The organism is Fannyhessea sp. (assembly GCF_986145555.1).
In genome coordinates, this window is sequence record NZ_CFRCNA010000001.1 from 38936 (window position 1) to 60738 (window position 21803).

The window sequence follows — 21803 nt, forward strand, 5'->3', positions numbered from 1 at the left end:
TATCGTAGATTTTGATTGTTCCACAAAGCTTCTTCAAAAAGAATACAAGGCAGTGAGATATGTTTACCGAAAATGATTATGCCGTTCGACGGATTGTTGCATTAGCAACGTACTTCATGAACAATGCATCAAGCGTAAGCGAAGATCATCTTTTGTCGATGTTTTACACTTCAATCGAAAAAAGAGAATCCCAAGTTAAAGCACTTAAACGCGATATAGCTCGCCTTGAATCTTGTGGCTTTGTTTTTATGAAACACACAGATCTACAACAAGGAAAACCATGCATATCATGGCAAGTCAATGAGAAAAAGAGTTTTATCATCCATAGATTTTCACCAATTTTCATGCAGGCACTACGCGTTCTGTGCGATCCCCTTACGCGTGATAATTCGTTTGCATGGAGAGATGAATTAAGAAGCGCGCTTATAAAACTTGACTCCCAACCACATATATCAACCTTACCCATTGCTAAGCAGACATCATCTTTTCCGGTAGATACCTGCGCAAACGAGCAAACTAAACAAACTGTACTTGCCACCCTAATTCAAGCGCTGAGCACACATCATTATGTGAGCTGCGTGTATACCGTACAAAATGGAGAGGCTCGCTCTTATAATCTTGCGCCACTCGGAACTTTTGGATTTCACGAGCACACCTATTTTGTTGCCGAAAAAAGCGACGAAAAACAGAACGAAAAACACGGCAAACCATCATCGTCTGAAACCTGTACTCATAAGCACATTCGTGTGTTTCGTTTAGATCGATTTGTAAAAGTTACACTCACTTCAAAAACTTACACACCACCTCAAGATTTTTCATCGCTTGATTATCGTGTTATGCCCTATCAACTGGGAAATGACCACTTAGAAGCAACGTTTGCTGTTCTGAATAGCTGCCCCGAAGAAGTGCGCGAAGCATGTCATATGCACTTGCATCCAGCGCAGCTTTGCAAAAGTAAACAAACAATCACCAAGGCGCAACGAGCAACTGCACTACAGCATGTTGCGTTATGGAAAACACAGGTTGCTAATATTGATCTTACGGTGCGCTGGGCTATCGAAAACAACTGTATTCCCCTTGCGCCATCTGCGTTACGCACTGCATGGAAAAAACTTTTGCACTGCACAGAAAATTTTTATGTTGAGCAACCTAATACTATAAAGCAGACGCCTTCATCAGCTGACAACAAGGCCACATCACAACATACGCGCGGACGAAAAGATACAAAATCGCTTATTAAACTTCTCATTTCTCTTGTGGGAAGGCTTCAACACAATGGAGATACGCTTACCGAAGAGCAAATTATGCAAATCACGAATTGCCAGCGCGACCAAGCACAAAAAATATTGCAATTGTTACTTATGCTCGGTGGCGACACGCAATTTCCTGGCTTAACTCTCACATGTGTAGATGCTGAAAGTCCTAATACCACCAGCAATAATTCAATTAACGCAGCGTCTTGTGTTGCGCAGGACGAATCCTGTCAGGACGCGCCTATTCAAAGCGTAACGCTCTATGATCCACATTACGATTCATATGGCATTAAAGGACGAAGCATGTGTTTAACGCTGGCCGAAACCAAAGCACTTACCGAAGCGCTGGCTCTCCAGGGTTTTGCAAACAAAGATGAATTTTTAACCTACTTACAAACAAATGTTGTAAAAAGCGCTCACAACAGCTCGTGTACGCCTGAAGTGCACAAATCTGAAGCGCAGTCACAGCAGGTGGCAAGCACAATGCAAGAGTTGTCAGTCATAACTCACGCTCTGCGCAATCAGCATGTTATACAATTTACCTACGTAAAATCACATTTCTCGTGTTGCCGCACGATGAATGAGTCACAAAAACCTAATTCTTTCACCAACCAAACTCAAACTTCATCTCATCAACGTCGTGCAATACCGCTTGAATTACAACGGCGTGATCAAGCGTGGTATATTCAAGCATATGATTTGGACAAGCGCGCCATACGGGTATTTAAATGCAAGAACATGCATACTATTACAGAACTCCCCTCTACGTCCTGTAAAAACCTTACAGATTTACACTCCACGACTCTGCACGTCACTCATGAAACTACGGATTTAATAGACTTCTTTGTTACCGATCCTACTATTCTACAAAAACTATGGTGGCCAAACTCACCAAAGAAACCGCAAGAACTAGATGGTGTTATCAAAATATCGTATCGTCTGTTTTCAAGCTCGTGGCTTATACAGCGCATGTGCGCTTGTGCTGATAGCGTGTGTACAAGCAATGCAAACTTCTCTCAGCAGGTAAAAGTATATGCGGATAAGCTTCTTGCAACAGCGAGTTCCTTAAAAGAGCAAAACATCGCATAACACTTAACACTACGCAACGCCAAGAACGTAAAGAACACAAGTTTATTCTTCGTGAGCTTTTCGCCACATCTGTATGTACGACTTCATGTTCTCACAGGATATTTCCTGATGACGTGCATTTGGTAAAGCGTGAAGCACGTGTTTTCCATATGCCTTGCTTAAAACACGCGCGTCAGCAATAATCACCAGTCCACTGTCATGTTGCGTTCTAATAAGCCGCCCAGCTGCTTGACGAATTTCGGTAATTGCACGAGGCAACACATAGTTCCACCAGGTAGATGAGTCGCGTTCGGTAAGCGCTTCAACTATAGGATCGGTTGGTGGTAAAAACGGAAGTCGAGGAATTACAACACAACGCAACGTATCCCCAGGCGCGTCGATACCCTCCCAAAACGACTTGAGTGCTACCAGTGACGCTGTGGTATCTTTTTTGAATCCACGCATAATTTGCTGTGCCGATGTTGTGGGAAGCTGTTCAAGCAGTGTTAGACCATGACTTTCAAGGCGCGGTGCAAGCTTTGAGCTCACAGCCTCCATCTCACGACGATTGGTAAAAAGCGTTAGCACCGAGCCATTCATGGCTACATGAATATCAAAGAGCAGGTTAGATAGGTGCTGAATATATTTTTCATGCTGTGGCAACACAAGGTTATTAGGAACAATAACCCCCATATGACTCTCGTAATCAAATGGCGAAGGAAGCATTTTAGTTTCTACACGATCGCTGTTAAGCCTGTCAAGTCCAACCAAATGATTAAAGTACTCAAATGATTGTTCAATCGATAGTGTTGCAGAGGTATATAGGACACTTTGTGCACCTAAGTACCAATCGGTGTACAGACGCTTTCCAATATCAAGACACGTTTCCCTTAAATAGGTCTGATATACTTTCTTTTGCTTTACTCGCTCAACCGTATATACAAACCCATCTTCTGAACCTTGAGTCAGACGAGTCATTACCTCAAGATACGAGGCAACATAAGCACATACACGCTTAAAGTCAGAATCACGATGCTGAGATGCCTCACTTGAAATTACCTTACAAAGTTGAGTAAGCACCGCCTCGAGCGTATCGAATGTTTTAGCAAACTCGCTCATTTTGTCTAAAAACGCATTCCATGCATCTTGAGAAACAATAGAGTTGTCTACACGCTGAATCATATGTGTATGCGCGCCACGAGAAAAGCGATATCGGTCATCAAGCGTAACAGCATTAAGACAATCGAATAAATCTTCGTTTTTAACATGCAACCGCGCCACCAACACAGCCGCTTTTGAAATAAGTTTTTGCAAAAGAGGTTGTTGCTCGCTGTTAGACGAGCTGGAAAACGCGTCACCTAACAAGCCAGTTTTTATACCACCTAATGTATAAAACAGATCGTAAAAGGCGTCTTGAGACAACTCTTGTGCCCATTGATCACGAACTTGATCAGCAAATCCATGAGCCTCATCAACAATCCAATTGGAAACAAGTGGAAATAATACATGCCCTAACGCGATATCAGTTGCAAGTAATGCATGGTTGGTAACCACAAGATGTGCATGTTGAGTTCTTTCGCGCAACTCGCTTAACATATAATGCGGTGCACAAGTAGACAAAGTGTGGCTTGAGCCTGTGTGATGCGATGCAACAAAATCCCCTTTAGGAATCATGTTCCACCTAATACCCAAGCTATCCACATCAACATCAACTAATTCGCAACAAGCACTGTATATAAGAGCCGCCGTAGTAAGAATTTCAGCCTTGATTTTTGACGAGGAAAATCTAATATCTTTAAATTGCGATGTATCAAACTCTTCTCGCAAGAGCATATCAATCCCTTCAAGATAGGGATAGTGCTCAGCACCTTTCACAATAAGATATGAAAAGTCTTTGGGATAAACCGCATGTAAATGAGGCAATTCCTTTTTGATAAGCTGCTCTGCAAGTGCGTTGGTTTTAGTGGCAACTCCTATTTGTATATCATTTTGTACCGCACGAGAAACCGAAGGAAGTAGATATGCAAGACTTTTACCTACACCTGTTCCAACCTCTAAAACACCGCATTGACCGCTATTTTGCAAGCTCGTTACGCGTACAGCCATTTCTTGTTGTGTTGGACGCACTTCGTAATTTTGCGGTAAAAACATCTGAGCCACACAGCCCGTAGACGAAAAATCATGCTTTGTTTGAGTTTCATCAACCGTTTTATCTTGATTTGCATGCTCTGCTTGAAACGTATAGGTATGCGTGTTAAAAAGATCTCGTCTAATTTCGGAAATCGTGCCCGTATTTGACATACCAACAGATGTATTCTCAACAGCTAAACTATACACAAAAGGAGCGTCGCTGTTTTCTGGGAGCACTTCGTGAAGTATATACGAAAAAATGAATCTATATGGCCAGTTAACCTCGTTATGCGCTTCTACTAATGTTGTTAAAACCCCTTGAGGTATGTCACAAATACCAGCCAAAATATAATGCCACACACCTGCTAAGGCAGTGCAATCGTCATTCGCACGATGAGTAACGCTTTCACAGCCAAAGATATACGCTAAATCCTGCAGTTTGTGCGAAGTCAACGCAGGAAACGCTATGCGAGAAAGCGCCAGCGTATCAATCCAGGTATCACTTACACAGGTATTGTTTTGTGCAGCTTCAATAAAAGCCCTATCAAAGCTTGCATTGTGAGCAAGAATAGGATCAAGTTCAACAAAATCAGCAAGACGCGCAACCGCTGTTTGGGGAGTTGGCGCGTGTTCTACATCAACGCTGTAAATGTTGGTAAGTTTTTCAATATTATGCGGTATGGGACGAGATGGATTTACAAATGTTGTAAACTCATCAACCACACTCCCCTCTTCAAGCTTTACGGCAGCAATTTGGGTAAGCTGATCATTTTTATGCGAAAGCCCTGTTGTTTCGGTGTCAAGCGCCACAATATCGGATTCTAAACAGCCAAAATCGTATAAAGACGCGCGCTCCATAAGCGTTGTATATCTTTTACGAATATGAGGATGAATATCCATGGGCAAGAATTCATTGACTCTCTTCTCAAAATCTTGCCTTTGTTGATTGTCTTGTTCCACGTCAGTCACCCAAATTCGCTGGATTATTTTTCTAATGCATATTCTACCAAGCGCTTACAAAGCTCAGGAAATCCCATGCCTTCATGTGCTGCAGAATCGGGAATTAAACTACGTTCAGTCATACCTGGAATAATATTAGTTTCCAAAGCATACGGCACGCCGTTTTTATCAACAATAAAATCGGTACGCGAAACACCACGACAACCAAGCGCCACATGAGCTTGCTCGGCAAGTTCTTGTGCACGAGCGTAAACATCTTTATCCAAACGTGCAGGTATAACATGGTGAAGGGCTGCAGGCTCGGCTTTTGCTTGTATATCATAAAACGGAGCGTTAAATACAATTTCAACAATAGGCAACGCGTGAGGATGATGGTTTCCAATAACAGGTACCGTTATCTCGGTACCAACAATAGCTTGCTCTATCAGAACATGTGTTCCTGTTTTTTGCGCTTCCTTAATTGCGTCTGCAAGGTCTTTTTGTTCTTCAACTTTAAACACACCAAAACTCGAACCATTATCTGTGGGTTTTACAAATAATGGCAATCCTAGTTTATCTACAATATTCTGTACTACATTTTCATCAACTTCGGCATCCGAAGCAAGGCACATATCTTTGGGAGTAGGAATACCTGCATTTTCGTATGCCAGTTTAGCAATATCTTTTGCAGTACCCATAGCAGACGCCAATACTCCAGAGCATGTATAAGGGATATGAAGAATTTCCAACAAACCTTGAATACAGCCATCTTCACCGTAGCGTCCATGCATAGCAACAAAAGCAATGTCAAACTCATGCGCAGCAAGTCGTTGAATAAATGAAAGGTCTTTAACGTCAAACATCTCAACTGTTGTAAAACCAGCTGTTTTAAGAGCTTTTACACATTCGGTACCAGATTGAAGCGATATCTGAGCTTCGTCAGCCCAACCCCCCGCCAATACCGCAACGCGATAATGTGTTACATCAGTTTTCTGCATAACCGTCTCCTTACGTGCCTGTGATTTGGGTAGAATGAAAACATACATATACAACGTAGTTAAGTGGTATTAGCATACAACATTTATCACTTACGAGAGAGGCTCACCGTAGGCATATGAACAATCAAGACAGTAAAACCAAAGTAGACCGTACAGCTATCGCCAATGAGGTTCATGCTCTGTACAAGGAGAAACAAAAAGATCCACAGCAACCAACATCAAGCGCAGGTGATGAAGATGAATCAAACACTCATACATCAACGCGGCAACCAAGTTGTAGTTGCATAAATGAAGCTCATAGAGATTCTTCGCATAAACAAAAAATACCTCAAAAAGTTGAGATTAGAAGTTTGAACCATGATCAACTAACATATGCGCTTTCGTCTATGGGAGAACCTGCGTTTAGAGTTAAGCAAATTGAGGCATGGTTGTGGCAAAAGAATGCACGCTCTTTTAATGATATGACAAATCTGTCTAAAAAGTTGCGCATTCAGCTCGAAGAAAAATTTGCTTTATACTCCCCTACCCTCGTAAGCAAGCAGGTTTCACAAGACGGTAGTAGAAAGTATCTTTTACGCTTTCAAGATGGGGTTATGGCAGAATGTGTGGGTATGCCAACTAAAAACAAGCTTGCGATATGTGTTTCAACACAGGCTGGCTGTGCCATGGGCTGTGTGTTTTGCGCAACGGGCAAAGCTGGTCTTACTCGTTCGCTTACGGGTTATGAAATTTACGAACAAGCACTATTCATACAGGACGATTTCCAAATGCGCGTTGCGAGTGCAGTTCTTATGGGACAAGGCGAACCGCTTACTAATTATGACGCAAGCATATTTGCACTTAAAATGATGAACTCAGCTGACGGCCTAGGTGTAGGAGCTCGACATCTTACTATTTCTACCTGTGGAATACTGCCGAACATCATAAAGTTTTCTCACGAAAAAGAGCAATTTACCTTAGCCGTTTCTCTGCATTCCGCCGTTCAATCTACCAGAGATTATCTCATGCCTGGTGTTAAACGGTTTAATCTGCAGCACTTACACGACACCATGAATTTATATGTAGAAGCAACAGGCAGACGTCCAACCTATGAATATGCACTGATAAAGGGTGTTAATGATACTGATGAAGAGCTTGCAGCACTGTGCGATTTTTGCGCTGGAACGCTTGCACATGTCAATCTCATTCAACTTAATAAGATAGATGATTCTCCCTTTTTACCAACCAGCGAAAAACGTGCTGAACATTTTGTTAAAACACTTAAACGTTTTGGTGTCGAGGCAACTATTCGTCATTCACGTGGCGCAGATATAGATGCTGCATGCGGCCAACTTAAACAAAAAGTAGTAGGAAAGAAACGCATATAACTGTGTAAATTCGTGTATAAAACAACATTTATCTTTCATACATTTTAATTTATTATTATTTCTACAAAAGTGCCCACCTTGTATAAGATGGGCACTTTTTACTGTTATGTTAAAGAACTATGTTAAAGACTTTATTCCTCTAACGAACCTGATTGTATACGCTTAACAAGCCTCATTAAGTCGTCATTATCTGCAAACTCAATTTCAATCCTATGTTTGGTACCAGATTGTTTAACTTTAACTTTGGCACCAAGGGCAATATGTAATTGGCGAGCAGCGCGCTTGTATTCTTGTGGTAACACAGTACGAGGTTTTTTATCTAACGTAGCGCCAGAAAACAATGGAGCAAGTTTTTCTGTCTCTCTTACCGATAAATGCTCTTCAACTATCTTCTTTGCAAGTTTTATTTGTGCTTCTTCTTGAGGAATGCTCAATAATGACCGAGCGTGTCCAGCACTTATAAGCATATCACCAAGCAAATTTTGGATTTCTTGAGGTAAATCGAGCAAACGCATAGTATTACTTATAGCCGAGCGCGACTTTGATAACACCTTACTCAGTTCTTCTTGTGTCACCTTAAGTTGCTTAATAAGTTTTTTGTAGCCTAAAGCTTCTTCAAGGGGGTTAAGGTCTGCTCGTTGCAGATTTTCGATCAAGGCAAGTTTGAAAATTTCCTCGTCTGAAATATTACGAACACATACTGGTATTTCTTTTAGACCAGCCTGTTTTGCCGCCTGAAAACGCCTCTCCCCTGCAACAATCTCATAAGCTGAACCTTTTTTTCTTACTAAAATTGGCTGTAAAACACCGTTTTGCTTAATAGAATCCGCCAGTTCTTGTAGTTGAACTGGATCAAAATGTTTTCTCGGTTGATTTTTATTTGGTTTGATTTTATCAAGTGATATAAGCTCAGATTCCTTGGGAGTTCCAGCCTCAGTATCACTACTTGTTAGAAGAGATTCAAGACCTCTTCCCAACCCAGATTTTTTAGCCACGACGACTCACTTCCTTTGCAAGTTTAAGATATGCCAATGACCCCTTGCTAAAACGGGCATAAAGATTAATTGGAAGTCCGTGACTTGGGGCTTCGGATAATTTAACACTTCGAGGAATAATCGTTTTAAACACCTTGGAACCAAAATATTTTCTTACTTCACTTACCACTTGTTTTGAGAGCGTGGTACGTGGATCGTACATTGTCATTACTACTCCAAAAACATCAAGTGTTGGATTAAGCCTCGAATTAATCATTTTCATCGACTCAATAAGTTTGCTTACTCCCTCAAGAGCATAAAACTCACATTGAATAGGAATGAGAAGGTTTTCTGCTGCTACCAGAGCATTAATAGTAAGCAATCCAAGTGATGGGGGACAGTCAATAAAAATATAATCGTATTGATATCTAATGGGTTCAAGCAAACTTTTTAGTATATTTTCACGAGCTATACTTGACACAAGTTCAATTTCAGCACCTGCAAGTTGGATTGTAGCTGGTATAACCCAAACATTTTTTTGAGGTGTCTCATAAATTAGATCTTCCAAAGGAGTGTTATCCAGCAATGCATTATAAATATCCTTTTCGAGTGAGGTTTTATCAATGCCAAAACCAGATGTTGTATTTCCTTGTGGGTCTAAATCAATAACCAAAACGCGCTTTTTCTGCTCGCCTAAGCATGATGAAAGATTTATAGCAGTTGTAGATTTCCCTACACCACCTTTTTGGTTAATGATTGGGATAATATGACCCCTATATTGTTTCGTTTGAGCTTCTGTCTCCATTAAACACCTCTCAGAGATTATTGTTTCACGTGAAACATTTTACAACGGTTTATGAACAGCATCACCGATATTTCTTGGAAGTTTTATCTTTGCTTTATTTTCTTTACGATATACAACAAATTCTCTATGACCCATTTGAAGTGGTAACTCAAATGTTTCACGTGAAACAAATCTAAATCCGCATGTAGACGATATATTTTCTGCATGTTGAAACTCTTCTTCTGAGAGTTGTGCTTTAGAGCATATAAGTAAACCATTGTTGTGTAAGAGGGGAGAAGCGTACTCAAGAAGAATAGAAAGACGCGCTACAGCTCTTGTTACAATCAGAGTAAACTGCTGATTGTATTGAGGGGAAAGTTCTTCGACACGTTTATTCTCAATATAAATAGGGTTATTAATACGATTTTCTTTAATATAATGTGAAAGAAATTTTGTCTTTTTTCCGACAGAATCACATAATACGAGTTTTTTTGGCACCTTTATTGATAAAGGAATACCTGGAAATCCCGCGCCTGTGCCTAAGTCAAGAATAGTTTGTGTCTGCAAGTTAATATTTAAGTTTTGCATAACTAACATATTCAAAAGCGAATCAAGATAATGCAGAACAAGGGCGCTCCATGTATCAGTAATACGTGTTAAGTTTGTAACTTTGTTATACTCACGCATTGAACAGAAGTGCTTATACAACACATCTGCCTCGCTGCTGGTAAGACTTATACCAAACATATCCGCTAAATAACAAAGCACATTAATAAAAAAAGATTCCTCTTTATCTAAAAATGTCTGATTAAAACTGTATGAACTATTGTCTGTTGCTAAGAAGTCACGATAGGGCAGAGGTATGTCGTGTAAAGTAATGTTAGTTTGAGTATTAGAAGCTGTCATATATATCATTTCTCTTTGTAACAAACAGAACAATAGTATGAGCTGCTAACCCAAATGTTATTTATTGTAAAATACAAAATCTCAAGCAGTCTTCATACCTATTAGATAAATCTTATTGTAGATTATGGTCAATCACTTATCGCTAGCCATATAAAAGTTTGTAACAAACAAACATAGTTTTAAGTCTAATAAAAAAGAGCTGCAACACATACAGTTGCAGCTCTTTCAAAATATATACAAAAGATATTAACGTTGTCTATTTTTTCTTACATAGGTAACAACAACTCTACGATGGGGTTCAACGCCCTCGGAATGTGTTGCCACAGAAGAATCCCCCAGAAGTGCAATATGAACTAATCTACGTTCAGCAGGACTCATAGGTGACAAACTAACTTTGCCATGACGATTACGTGCACGTGCAGCAGCGGCTAAGGCAATAGCTTCAACTTTCTTTTTCCTGCGAACCTTATATTCTTCAACATCTATAGTAACTGGATAATAAAAATGCAGTTCGTTACTTACAAATGCATTAATAATGGTTTGCAGCGCCTCTAGGGTAAAGCCATGACGTCCTATAAGGACAGCTAAATCGCCACCAGAAATATCAAAAATAAGAGAGTTTGTTTCGCTTTCATATTCATCTATAGAAACACTTGTTTCACCAAAAAATCCCAGAATAGATTTAAGATGTGTTACAACAATAGAGGCAATAAAGTCTTTTTCCTCTTCAGACAGGGGCTCACGAGCAACCATATGATCATGAATTGCATTGATAACAGGGTTATCACTTGGAACATATTCAGTTTCTATATGTTCATCCTTAATGTGTTGATCTTTAAGTGCTCTTGAGGAAAATTCACGTTGAACAGGCTTCTTATCGTCTTTGGAAGGTTTATATTCCTGGTTTGATGTGGAAGTAATTTCAGAAAAGAAACCATCTGCACGTTGTTGAGCTAAAAACGCATCAAGTGAAGCTTTAGTATCTTTAAACATAGAATCACTACGATTCACCTGAGAATCAGACTCATCCAGTGAATCAAAGCTATCTGGCATAAATTGTGACTCGGTACTCATAAAATAAACTCTCCTTAGTGATATGAATGGTTATCCCTTTTTATGAGGACGATTTTTCTTTTCTTTTCTCACAACATCTGGTTGCACGCTCTGATTTTTCATTTTTTCTTCGGTTTCTTTTTTAACGCGTGCCATAACTCTATCGGTTACAAGTTTTTGCTGGATAATTTGCCAAACCGATGAAGTGTTGTAATACAGCAAAACTGCAGTTGGAACAGTCCATCCAAACCAAAGCATAAAGACACTCATTACAGCGCCCATAGTTATCGTTTGAGAACGTTGTTGAGATGATGTTGTAGAAGAAGTTATAACCATTGGAATAAATGTCATAACGCTAAAGGTAATAACTAAAAGAATGTAAATTGCCGCACCAGACAAACCTTGCTGCTCAAAAACTGTTTGAGGTGATAATGAAATAGAAGGAAGTATATTAAAGAACGAAGCGTCTTGAGGAATCTTACTTGCAACGGTAAACAAACCAAAAAAGATAGGCATTTGCAAAAGTGTTGGCAAACATCCGCCAAGCATATTAAATTTATGCTCGGAATAAAACTTTTGCATTTCTTCGTTCATACGCGCAGGATCATCGGCATATTTGTCTTTAATCTCTTGCATTTTTGGTTGCAGTACCTGCATTTGTGCAGAAGATTCGGTTGATTTGGTCATAAGTGGTATTAACAACACACGTATAATCAAAGTTAATATAATAACCGCTAAGCCCCAATCGCCACACAGCGACTGTAGAAGCTCAAGAATTTGAGTTAATATTCCTATAAACCAATCCCACATACGTCCTCCGTAACTGTTTAGGGCACTGGATCAAATCCTCCCTTATGAAAGGGATGACAACGTAAAATACGGCGAAGAGCTAAATAACTTCCTTTTAACCATCCATACCTTCTAAGTGCTTCACATGCATATTCAGAGCAGGTAGGGCTATAAATACATGAAGGACGCATAAGAGGGGATAGATACCTTTGATATCCTCTGATAAGCATAATAAAGACGTTTTCTGTTTTGCCTAATTTCATCTTATAGCTCTTAAGATAAGTGTTTAAGTACCTTACAGTTTATGGTCTATAACACCTATGTTGTTGTTATGGAATGTAGGAGTTTATTTACAATCTTACTTAGTTCACAAGAGGAGTACGCTTTTGTTTTGTATGTGGCAAATAAAATCACATCAAAATTTTGCGGAACACAATCTACGTCACGAACAGCCGCTCTTAAAAGTCTTTTACATCTGTTTCTAAGAGGTGCACATCCTATTTTCTTAGGTGCACAGTACGCAATACGGGTTGTTTGTGTAGACGGGATATAAATTATTCTCACAGCAGGATGAAACAATCTTTTCCCGTTTTTGAAAACCATAGCAAAGTCTTGTTTCGACTTTATGGTTTGCATACCCCTCTCCTTATAAACTATCTACGTTATTACAGACTTACGGTAAGTCTTTTGCGGCCCTTAGCACGACGACGAGCAAGAACGAGTCTACCTGCTTTAGTAGCCATACGAGCACGGAAGCCGTGAGTCTTAACGCGTTTAGACTTATTAGGTTGATACGTACGTTTCATAAAAACCCCTTTATACTAGTTTTATATACGGTATACGATGCCTGTTTGTAATAAGCTAAAAAAGTATAGGAGTTTATGCAGGTGTATGTCAATATTTATACATGAACACCTTAAATTCACCGTGTTTAGAAACGTTTTTAACCTTTAGAAAATTTTCTCTTTTGTTTTCATAACTTTTCATCGTTTAAGAAAATTTATGAGAGATGTTTGAAAGTTTTGTTGCAATAACCATATATTACCTGCTGTTTTATAAAAGTTTTCACAGTTTTATTCATTCTTTTTTAGCTATGTTTATAAAGTTATCTACATCTTTTTAACAATTGTTGAAAACTTATTTTCAATACCTTTCATTTATGAAAGAGAATGCATTTATTATGAAAGAAACTGAGATTGAACAATGAAAAAGAAGGTATGTGTCGTAATATATAAGTTTGCAGCACTCAATAAAATCTATGTATGGTAAAAGAGGTGAGAATATGGCACATGCGTTTTATCCTTTCGTAGAGGATCACGAACGTAAAAAGGAACTAGATAGTAAAGACAAAACAGTGTCAGACTCCACCTCTAAAGACAGTGCTTTATTACCTCATTACGCAGCTAGAATTGCAGTATTTGACGCTGCAAATGCCGCGCCACGCGTGGTAGTAATTGAGCCTTGTAATGTGCGCGATTATTTGGAAGAAATCACTCAACAAGTAACCAAACTTGCCTCCGAGCAAGGAGGTACTATACCTTTTATGGTCATTAGAGAAATTGTCGAAAATTTTATTCATGCATATTTTATTGAACCTTCAATTAGCATTTTAGATAAAGGTATGACCATACGATTTGCAGACCAAGGTCCTGGAATTAAAGAAAAGGACAAGGCGCTGGATTTTGGCACCACATCTGCGACAACCGAGATGAAACGCTATATCCGCGGTGTAGGATCGGGACTTCCTTATGTTCGTGAGTATATGAAAAGCACACACGGATTTTTAGATGTTGAAGATAATATCAATGGTGGAACTATCGTTACCTTATGTGCGCAAGGCGGTACACAATACTCACGTAAAACATATGATAAAACATCAACAGATAATACATACCCCGATACGCAAGGGTATACAGCTCATCCGCCCATGAATCCTGTACAAAACTACGGAGTTAATAATTCAAATGCTTTTAACGGAGCATATCAAGCTAATACCAGCTATCCTGTTAACGACTATGCGGCATATACCGCTGAACACATACCTACAAATTATGCTCCTATGTATCAACAAACATATCAGCAGATACCGTCACAAGAATATCAACAAATGCCACCACAAGAATATCCGCAACAACAAGCACAAATGTCATATCCCATGCAGGTACAGCAAACGCAAGTCACATCTCCTCTTACCACATTACCGTTAACAGCCAGACAACAACAAATATTAAGATGTGCTCAAACCTATGGATATGTAGGACCAACTGAATTGACAAAACTTTATGGCTTGTCACAACCAACATGGTCGCGCGAGCTTAAAGCATTAGAAGATATGGGTATACTCCACAAAAATCCTAAGGAACAAAAAAGAGTCATAACCAAACTTGGATATGCATATATAAGCTCTCATCTACAACAATAGTTTTTCGTGGTAGATATTTATATGAATCACCTTAGAATTATTCTATAGTGACACATCTCATATCTTATATTGATACATCTTGCTCCCCAGATATGCTAGGGGAGTTTTCAACAATTTTTGTATTTTATGAGTTTTCATCATATACTAGAACAAGTTTTCAACATTATTGAGGAAACTACCTTAGTAAGACATTATTTATAATTCAGGAGTATAGATGGATAAAGAGATTACCACATCAGACCTGCAGGCAACAGAGCATGATATGTCCGACGCATACAGTTTATGGCAAGATGTTATCAATCTCTTTCGTGAGGACGGCTATATTCCTTCGGTTATAGCGATGTTAGAAAAATGCACTCTTGTGAGCTTTACTCACAACGTTCTCACCATCAGTACATCCTTAAATTTTGCATACAAAAAATTAACAACACATAAAGACGCAATTGTTGCAAAAATGGAAGAAGCGGCATTTGAGCCAATTTCGCTGCAAATTCTATTCAAACCTTTTAGCAATGGCGTACAAGATAATGGCAATGCAGTTCATATAGACAGCCAAACACATACAGTTCAAACAAGTCAAGAATCAGCTACCACACAGCCATCTCATCAAATACAAGTTGATGAAACTACCATACCAAATACCAATGAGACAAGCGATAAACTAATTAACGTGCAAACTCAAATTACTAAGGATGAGTTAGACAAGCTTGAAAACCAGGATAATATGCTCATCGATCAGTATTTTGATCAAATGAAAACTTCTCATATGGAACGTCTTAATCGCGATCATAAAATCATTTCGTTTGAAACAGGACAAGTAGAAAACCCCATACAAAGCGAAATTGATTCTAAGCTTACATTTGACCGTTTTGTACAAGGCGAGGAAAACCAGTTAGCATATCAAGCGGCAAATCAGGTTGCATGTGGATCGTGTAATCAATCATATAATCCGCTTTTTATCTATGGTAAAAGTGGGTTGGGAAAAACTCACCTCTTACGTGCCATACAAAACTACATTATAAAGAACGACCCCACGCGCACCTGTGCTTACAAAACGGCAACAGAGTTTATTGAAGAGTACACACTAGCATGGCAAAAGTCACCACTCGAAAGAAATGCTTTAGCTCGAAGCTATAAAAATATTGATGTACTTATCATTGACGATATTCAAAACATGCGAACAGCAGCTGGAACCATTAAGTTTTTCTTTGATACATTTAATTCGCTTATTTCTAATGGAAAACAAATTGTATGTGCGGCTGACCGATCGCCTCAAGAGCTTCAATTAGGTGAAAGTAAGTTTGACGAACGCGAAACGAGTCGTATGGATTCTGGTATAACTATCAGCATTCAGGTACCAAATTATGAGCTAAAACTTAATCTGATTAACAACTTTTATAAATATATTCGTCACGATGCTGAGGTAGAACATCTACTTATCGATTTTGGAACAATCACCGAAGAACAGCGAATGTATATGGCAAAAATTGCAGGAAGCAATATTAGAGTTATCGAAGGCTTTGTTCAAACATGCTTAATTAATGCAGGTAAAAGAAAAAAAGAGGGGAGAATTTTTTCTAATAACGATATCGCACAGATAGCAGCTACCAAATGGAAACCTCGTCAGCATATCCCCACTATTGAAGAAATCCAAAAATGCATAGAGGATACCTATCACATTTCTCATAACGATTTAGTAGGCGATCATAGAAATAAAGAGCTTACTGAACCACGCCATATCTGTATTTGGTTAGCACGCGAGCTCACCGATATTACATTAGCTGACATAGGTCAAAAGTTTGGCAACCGCACGCATGCAACTATAAAACACAGTATTGCAATTATCGAAAAAAAGAAGAAAGACAGAGTGTTCTATGATCAACTACAAAAATTGAAAGACATCTTAACAAAAGAATAGATTTACCAGTGTATGTTTATAATTTTGTTAACACGTGTTGATTGTTGTATATAAACAGCTTCAAATACCTACACAAACAGAGATGATTGAATTTTTGTGTTAAAAGTGATGAGAACTTATAAAAGATTTGGTCAGTAAAAAAGTAGGAATCAACTGCATAAATGACAGGTTATTAACATATGAACATTACTTATTAGTAATAAAGTATTTAGATATTTATTATTATTTATATAATGAGATGTAGATACTTTTAATTGAAAGGAAGCATATGAAATTCTCTGTAAGTCAAAAGGAATTTAATCAGGCGATTACCATAGTTTTACGTGGAGTTGCCTCTCAAGCTACGCTTCCTGTTTTGGGTGGCATTTATATCCACGCGCAAGGATCAACACTAACCTTACAAACATGCGACCTTAAAGTTTCAATACGTCACAAGCTTGAAGCTGCGGTAGAAGAAGAAGGCCAAACCGTTGTCCCTGGTTTATTTCTATCAAAGTTGGTCAAGAACCTACCTGACGCACCTATTACTGTAGAAACAACACCAACTCAGGCGGTTTTAACGTGTCTTAAGTCAACGTATGAACTTTCTACCCTTGATGCCGCTGACTTCCCCGAGTTTCCAGATATTACACCTTCGCAAAGCATTGAGTTGCCGAGTGATTTGCTTAACGATATGGTAGAACGCGTGTATCGTGTAACAAAAGAGGATATATCCAATCCTATTTTGGGTGGTATTACCCTTGTTGCACAAGAAAATAAACTTACTATGTATGCGACAGATTCTCATCGCTTGGTTATCATCGATACAAACACAGAGACTGCCTCTATTGATTCTGAGTTTACCGCAATTATCCCTGCCGTTTGTTTTCACGAGCTTCTTAATCTACCAACCATTACACCTCGGTTGCAAATAGGTTTAACTGATAATCAGGTTATTTTTAGTTTTGAAAATACAACGTATGTAAGCCTAAAAATTGAAGGTATGTTCCCCAATTATAAAAATCTCTTTCCTAAAACTTGCAATACTAAGCTTACCGTTAATCCTGAGCAGCTTACGCAGGCAATTAAGCGTGTTGCATTAGTTACCACGAATAAAAATCTCGGTGTTATCTTTGATATAGATCCTCAAAATCAACTCATAACACTTAAGGCAGATTCTTCTGAGTTTGGCGCCTCAAAAGAAGAGTTTAGCGCAACTATTGAAGGCAATCCTATCTCATTTTCAATGAATTACCAGTTTATTCTTGAATGTTGCCGCTCTACGACTCATGCCGATGAAATGACTTTTGAGATAGTTGACAGTTTTCAACCTATTGTCATTAAGTCATTTGGAACAATGAACTATCAATGTTTGTTGATACCACTTCGTACTAATTAGTAGCTTTGAGGTAGCATGAGTTTTGTATTGCGTGAGCTTACCTGCACAAACTGGAGAAATTTTCAACATCTTCATATAAGTTTAGGTGATAAAACAACCGTCTTACATGGTAGTAATGCTGTTGGAAAAACGAATACCATCGAAGCTGTGCAAATGATTACTACAGGTACATCATTTAGGAAACCTTTGCTAGCTCAAATGATTTATCACAACGAAAACGCAGCCCATCTTCGCGGAGTTTATGAAGATGAGCTGCATAGTGTTGAGTTGGCATGTAATATATCAACGCATGTAAAAACCTACCTCAAAAACGACAAAAAGTGTTCCGTATCTACATTTTGTTCTGTTATGCCTTCGGTACTTTTTTCTCCAGACGACTTATTGTTTGTTAAGCAAACAGCTCGTTATCGTAGAAGTGAGATAGATGGATTTGGCATACTTGCCCATAAAGGTTATAGAAAGCTCATTAAAACATTTTCTCGCGCTCTCGAGCAAAGAAACAACATACTTAAACTGAATTTTGTAGACTCAGAAATATTGCATGCATGGAGCGTGTCTTTGGCGCACGGATCTGCAAGTGTAGTTGCTGCTCGCCTTAAACTCATTAATCAGCTTTACCATAAAGCTTGTGAGGTATATCATACAATTTCTCCTGCTGAGCAACTTGAAATTACGTACAAGAGCTCAATACCTTTGATAAAAGATTTAGAACATAAGGTAGAAGAGCCCTATATGTATACACCACAAAGCTTATGTTCTCTTAGTAAAGAAGATCTTATACAGGCATATTTAGATGCTTTTAATCAAAAAGAACATGAGGAGTTACGCAGACAGGTAACACTTATAGGTCCTCAAAGAGATGATATTGAGTTTTATATCAATGGTGTACCTGCGCGCACGTATGCCTCGCAAGGCCAACAAAGAAGCATTGTGTTAGCGTGGAAACTAGCAGAGGTTCTATTTATTAAGGAGTTAACTGGACAAAATCCTATTTTACTTTTAGACGACGTTATGAGTGAGCTTGACGCCACGCGGCGTTTAGCGATTATGGAATTTATTCAGCAAGGTATTCAGACTATAATTACAACTACGAATCTATCATATTTTACAAAAGACATACTTGATCGTGCACAGGTGGTGAATATGAATGAGAAACAATCATAGACAACACACTGAAAGTAGTCTTTCTTCGCTCTTGAGTTCATGTATAACTAATCCTGCACTCGTAAAAATAAAAAAACAAAAAGCTTCTGCTACTGCTTGGAATGCGGTTATAGGGGATATCGAAAGAAAACATACAACTGGTGTTTTTGTTATAGAACCTAAAATAAAAGGCCGCTATCCTATTCTTGGTGTGTTTGTTGATACTTCTTCTGTTCTTGTTGATTTTAATGTTAATAAAGAAATGTATCTGATAAGACTTGCGCATTTAGGTTATAAATTTGATGACATTCTTTTTAAACTTTCTAAATATACACAGATAAAACCTGTGTTAACACCACAAACAACTGAAACATCTTGTACGAGCGCTGCTTTACAAAAAACTCAAGCACCTTTACCTGCACTTTCTCCTCAAGAGATTGAATTTGCAGAACACACGGTACAAAATCTTCCATCTGCACTTCGCACATCTGCTCTGAAGGCTGTTAAAGCAACACTGCAACGGCAGAAGTTATCATCATACGCAAAAGATAATTTATCGCTAAATTAAGCTACATAAACCGCTGAGAGATATGTTTTTGTATGATATGGTGTGAAATATTGTTTAGGCTCGTTGATTTTTCTGCATATTTAACAACATTTACATGATTTTATCATGAGTCTTAATAATTAGCGTAAAATAGAAATATCGTATAAAAGGAGGGTGTTTGTGACAAAAGAAGTCAGTTCATACGGTGGTAACGAAATTAAAGTTCTAGAAGGACTTGACCCAGTTCGTAAACGTCCTGGAATGTATATTGGTACAACATCTGCATCTGGTTTGCATCATCTTGTGTGGGAGATTGTTGATAACTCAGTAGATGAAGCAATGGCGGGGTATTGTACCTCAATAAATGTTATAGTTCATCCCGATAATTCTATTTCTGTTGAAGATAACGGCCGTGGTATTCCCGTTGAAATGCACCCTCAAAAGAAAATCCCTACTCTAGAAGTAGTTTTAACAATTTTACACGCTGGTGGTAAGTTTGATAATGCTGCTTATAAAGTATCAGGTGGTTTGCATGGCGTTGGTGTTTCAGTTGTGAACGCACTTTCAAAACGCTTGATCGCACGTGTTTCGCGCGATGGTGGCATTTTTGAAATGGAATTTAAGCGTGGTAAAGTCACAAAAAAGATGACGCGTGTTGGTGATTCTTCCCACACCGGCACAACCATTACGTTTTGGCCTGATGACACCATTTTTGAAACCACAACATATAATTTTGATACACTTCATGATCGCTTACAAGAAACTGCTTTTCTTAATAAAAATTTGCACATCAGTCTTACCGACGAGCGTGAAGAGACGCCTCGTAAAGAGGAGTTTTGCTACTCAGGCGGTATTGTAGACTTTGTTAAATACTTAAACGAAGAAAAAACTATCCTACCTGGTCTTAATGATCCTATTTATATCGAAGGCTCTTCTGCGCCAGATACACCTCTTAATCAGCGCGGCGAAGTAGAAGTTTCCATTCAGTGGAATACTACCTATTCCGAGCATGTAATGTCGTTTGCTAACGATATTTATACCGATGAAGGTGGTATGCACCTTGAAGGCTTTAGAACAGCACTTACTAAAACAATTAATGATTATGCGCGTTCACACAAGCTCTTAAAAGAAAAAGAAGCAAACTTAACTGGTGACGATATTCGTGAAGGTTTATGTGCAATTATTTCGGTTAAGCTTCCTGATCCTCAATTTGAAGGTCAAACCAAAGCAAAACTTGGAAGCTCTTATATGAGGACGCTCACCAACAAAATTGTTGGTGCAGGGCTTACTGAATATCTTGAAGAACATCCTAATCAAGCAAAAGAAATCTTTAAAAAAGCATTCCAAGCAGCTAAAGGTCGTCTTGCGGCACAACGTGCTCGCCAAGTTGCTCGTAGAAAAGGTTTGCTTGAAAGTGCTTCATTACCGGGTAAACTTGCCGACTGTTCTGTTCGCGATGCTCAAATGACTGAGCTTTTCATCGTTGAGGGTGACTCGGCAGGTGGTTCTGCTAAAATGGCGCGCGACCGTTCTATACAAGCAGTTTTGCCACTGAGAGGAAAAATTCTTAACGTTGAGCGCGTTCAGCAAGATAGAGCTCTTTCTTCTGAATCTATCACGTCTCTTATTACAGCTATTGGTACTGGTGTTGGTAAAGAATTTAATATCGAGAAAGCGCGCTATCACAAAATTGTTATTATGACCGATGCTGATGTAGACGGTGCACATATTAGAATTTTGCTCCTCACCTTCTTCTATCGTTACATGAAGCCTTTGGTCGACGCAGGGTATATTTATGTTGCACAGCCACCTTTATATCAAATTAAGGCAAAAGGTAAAAAATACGGTAAGTATCTGTATACCGACGAAGAGTTGGCGTTAGAGGCAAAACAGTTTGAAGATTCTTCTAAATATAGTGTTCAACGTTATAAAGGTTTAGGAGAGATGGATCCTGAACAACTTTGGAGCACTACGATGGAACCTAAAAACCGCATTATGCTTCGGGTAACGGTAGACGACGCGCGCGAAGCAGAACGAGCTGTTGCTAACCTTATGGGCACTCAAGTGGAAAAACGTAAAGATTTTATCCAAACACACGCAAAAGACGTGCGTTTCCTTGACATTTAATGAAAGG

The 21803-nt window shown here is 38.8% G+C and carries 18 protein-coding genes; 8 read left to right on the plus strand and 10 right to left on the minus strand.

Going from position 1 to position 21803, the window contains the following annotated elements:
• Positions 1 to 59 precede the first annotated feature (59 nt).
• Entirely contained in the window at positions 60 to 2342 is a 2283-nt protein-coding gene (locus tag AC5GD6_RS00160) for a WYL domain-containing transcriptional regulator (protein ID WP_311431232.1), read from the plus strand.
• A 42-nt stretch (positions 2343 to 2384) separates the two neighbouring features.
• Here AC5GD6_RS00160 and AC5GD6_RS00165 read toward each other — a convergent pair whose 3' ends face one another.
• Both AC5GD6_RS00165 and AC5GD6_RS00170 read right to left on the minus strand, forming a co-directional pair.
• Complete coding sequence (locus AC5GD6_RS00165) at positions 2385 to 5411, minus strand: helicase C-terminal domain-containing protein (RefSeq protein ID WP_491845962.1); 3027 nt, start codon at positions 5409 to 5411, stop codon at positions 2385 to 2387.
• A gap of 23 nt (positions 5412 to 5434) precedes the next feature.
• Positions 5435 to 6388, minus strand: coding sequence for a D-alanine--D-alanine ligase family protein (locus AC5GD6_RS00170; RefSeq protein WP_491845963.1), 954 nt, complete (start codon positions 6386 to 6388; stop codon positions 5435 to 5437).
• Between the two features lie 116 nt (positions 6389 to 6504).
• On the opposite strand from AC5GD6_RS00170, the gene rlmN reads away from it, so the two are divergent.
• On the plus strand, positions 6505 to 7755 hold the full coding sequence (gene rlmN / locus AC5GD6_RS00175) for a dual-specificity RNA methyltransferase RlmN (protein ID WP_487317409.1): 1251 nt from the start codon (positions 6505 to 6507) through the stop codon (positions 7753 to 7755).
• A gap of 131 nt (positions 7756 to 7886) precedes the next feature.
• Here rlmN and AC5GD6_RS00180 read toward each other — a convergent pair whose 3' ends face one another.
• The 8 genes from AC5GD6_RS00180 to rpmH all read right to left on the minus strand — a co-directional run bounded on the left by AC5GD6_RS00180 (position 7887) and on the right by rpmH (position 13067).
• On the minus strand, positions 7887 to 8750 hold the full coding sequence (locus tag AC5GD6_RS00180) for a ParB/RepB/Spo0J family partition protein (protein WP_491845964.1): 864 nt from the start codon (positions 8748 to 8750) through the stop codon (positions 7887 to 7889).
• Entirely contained in the window at positions 8743 to 9534 is a 792-nt protein-coding gene (locus tag AC5GD6_RS00185; RefSeq protein WP_061103329.1) for a ParA family protein, read from the minus strand. The genes AC5GD6_RS00180 and AC5GD6_RS00185 overlap by 8 nt, the downstream gene beginning before the upstream one ends.
• A gap of 39 nt (positions 9535 to 9573) precedes the next feature.
• Positions 9574 to 10419 carry a 16S rRNA (guanine(527)-N(7))-methyltransferase RsmG gene (gene rsmG, locus AC5GD6_RS00190; RefSeq protein ID WP_276790096.1) on the minus strand — a complete coding sequence of 282 codons (846 nt, stop codon included), beginning with the start codon at positions 10417 to 10419 and terminating at the stop codon, positions 9574 to 9576.
• Positions 10420 to 10665: 246 nt separating this feature from the next.
• A complete protein-coding gene (locus AC5GD6_RS00195; RefSeq protein ID WP_353585180.1) occupies positions 10666 to 11493 on the minus strand; it encodes a Jag family protein in 828 nt (275 codons plus the stop codon).
• 30 nt (positions 11494 to 11523) lie between these two features.
• On the minus strand, positions 11524 to 12282 hold the full coding sequence (locus tag AC5GD6_RS00200; RefSeq protein WP_048596601.1) for a YidC/Oxa1 family membrane protein insertase: 759 nt from the start codon (positions 12280 to 12282) through the stop codon (positions 11524 to 11526).
• A gap of 17 nt (positions 12283 to 12299) precedes the next feature.
• Positions 12300 to 12524 (minus strand): membrane protein insertion efficiency factor YidD, encoded by a 225-nt coding sequence (gene yidD, locus AC5GD6_RS00205; RefSeq protein ID WP_491845965.1) that lies wholly within the window; start codon positions 12522 to 12524, stop codon positions 12300 to 12302.
• A gap of 55 nt (positions 12525 to 12579) precedes the next feature.
• On the minus strand, positions 12580 to 12897 hold the full coding sequence (gene rnpA / locus AC5GD6_RS00210; protein ID WP_276769469.1) for a ribonuclease P protein component: 318 nt from the start codon (positions 12895 to 12897) through the stop codon (positions 12580 to 12582).
• A 29-nt stretch (positions 12898 to 12926) separates the two neighbouring features.
• Positions 12927 to 13067 carry a 50S ribosomal protein L34 gene (rpmH, locus tag AC5GD6_RS00215; protein WP_006302258.1) on the minus strand — a complete coding sequence of 47 codons (141 nt, stop codon included), beginning with the start codon at positions 13065 to 13067 and terminating at the stop codon, positions 12927 to 12929.
• A 476-nt stretch (positions 13068 to 13543) separates the two neighbouring features.
• Between rpmH and AC5GD6_RS00220 the strand changes: the two genes are divergently transcribed.
• The 6 genes from AC5GD6_RS00220 (at position 13544) to gyrB (ending at position 21796) form a co-directional block, all read left to right on the plus strand.
• Positions 13544 to 14683, plus strand: a complete 1140-nt coding sequence (locus tag AC5GD6_RS00220) for an ATP-binding protein (RefSeq protein WP_491845966.1) — start codon at positions 13544 to 13546, stop codon at positions 14681 to 14683.
• A 214-nt stretch (positions 14684 to 14897) separates the two neighbouring features.
• Entirely contained in the window at positions 14898 to 16601 is a 1704-nt protein-coding gene (locus tag AC5GD6_RS00225; protein WP_491845967.1) for a DnaA ATPase domain-containing protein, read from the plus strand.
• Positions 16602 to 16869: 268 nt separating this feature from the next.
• Positions 16870 to 17979 carry a DNA polymerase III subunit beta gene (dnaN, locus tag AC5GD6_RS00230; protein WP_491845968.1) on the plus strand — a complete coding sequence of 370 codons (1110 nt, stop codon included), beginning with the start codon at positions 16870 to 16872 and terminating at the stop codon, positions 17977 to 17979.
• Between the two features lie 15 nt (positions 17980 to 17994).
• On the plus strand, positions 17995 to 19143 hold the full coding sequence (recF, locus tag AC5GD6_RS00235) for a DNA replication/repair protein RecF (RefSeq protein ID WP_491845969.1): 1149 nt from the start codon (positions 17995 to 17997) through the stop codon (positions 19141 to 19143).
• Positions 19127 to 19690 carry a hypothetical protein gene (locus AC5GD6_RS00240; RefSeq protein ID WP_491845970.1) on the plus strand — a complete coding sequence of 188 codons (564 nt, stop codon included), beginning with the start codon at positions 19127 to 19129 and terminating at the stop codon, positions 19688 to 19690. Before recF ends, AC5GD6_RS00240 begins: the two co-directional genes overlap by 17 nt.
• Before the next feature lie 159 nt (positions 19691 to 19849).
• Positions 19850 to 21796, plus strand: coding sequence for a DNA topoisomerase (ATP-hydrolyzing) subunit B (gene gyrB, locus AC5GD6_RS00245; protein WP_061103339.1), 1947 nt, complete (start codon positions 19850 to 19852; stop codon positions 21794 to 21796).
• Positions 21797 to 21803 lie beyond the last annotated feature (7 nt).

Bases quoted from the DNA above. Each gene is read 5' to 3' on its own strand.
- AC5GD6_RS00160 (WP_311431232.1), top strand. From the start codon at position 60: ATGTTTACCGAAAATGATTATGCCGTTCGACGGATTGTTGCATTAGCA.
- AC5GD6_RS00170 (WP_491845963.1), bottom strand. From the start codon at position 6,388: ATGCAGAAAACTGATGTAACACATTATCGCGTTGCGGTATTGGCGGGG.
- rlmN (WP_487317409.1), top strand. From the start codon at position 6,505: ATGAACAATCAAGACAGTAAAACCAAAGTAGACCGTACAGCTATCGCC.
- AC5GD6_RS00185 (WP_061103329.1), bottom strand. From the start codon at position 9,534: ATGGAGACAGAAGCTCAAACGAAACAATATAGGGGTCATATTATCCCA.
- rsmG (WP_276790096.1), bottom strand. From the start codon at position 10,419: ATGACAGCTTCTAATACTCAAACTAACATTACTTTACACGACATACCT.
- AC5GD6_RS00195 (WP_353585180.1), bottom strand. From the start codon at position 11,493: ATGAGTACCGAGTCACAATTTATGCCAGATAGCTTTGATTCACTGGAT.
- AC5GD6_RS00200 (WP_048596601.1), bottom strand. From the start codon at position 12,282: ATGTGGGATTGGTTTATAGGAATATTAACTCAAATTCTTGAGCTTCTA.
- yidD (WP_491845965.1), bottom strand. From the start codon at position 12,524: ATGAAATTAGGCAAAACAGAAAACGTCTTTATTATGCTTATCAGAGGA.
- rnpA (WP_276769469.1), bottom strand. From the start codon at position 12,897: ATGCAAACCATAAAGTCGAAACAAGACTTTGCTATGGTTTTCAAAAAC.
- rpmH (WP_006302258.1), bottom strand. From the start codon at position 13,067: ATGAAACGTACGTATCAACCTAATAAGTCTAAACGCGTTAAGACTCAC.
- AC5GD6_RS00220 (WP_491845966.1), top strand. From the start codon at position 13,544: ATGGCACATGCGTTTTATCCTTTCGTAGAGGATCACGAACGTAAAAAG.
- AC5GD6_RS00225 (WP_491845967.1), top strand. From the start codon at position 14,898: ATGGATAAAGAGATTACCACATCAGACCTGCAGGCAACAGAGCATGAT.
- dnaN (WP_491845968.1), top strand. From the start codon at position 16,870: ATGAAATTCTCTGTAAGTCAAAAGGAATTTAATCAGGCGATTACCATA.
- recF (WP_491845969.1), top strand. From the start codon at position 17,995: ATGAGTTTTGTATTGCGTGAGCTTACCTGCACAAACTGGAGAAATTTT.
- AC5GD6_RS00240 (WP_491845970.1), top strand. From the start codon at position 19,127: ATGAGAAACAATCATAGACAACACACTGAAAGTAGTCTTTCTTCGCTC.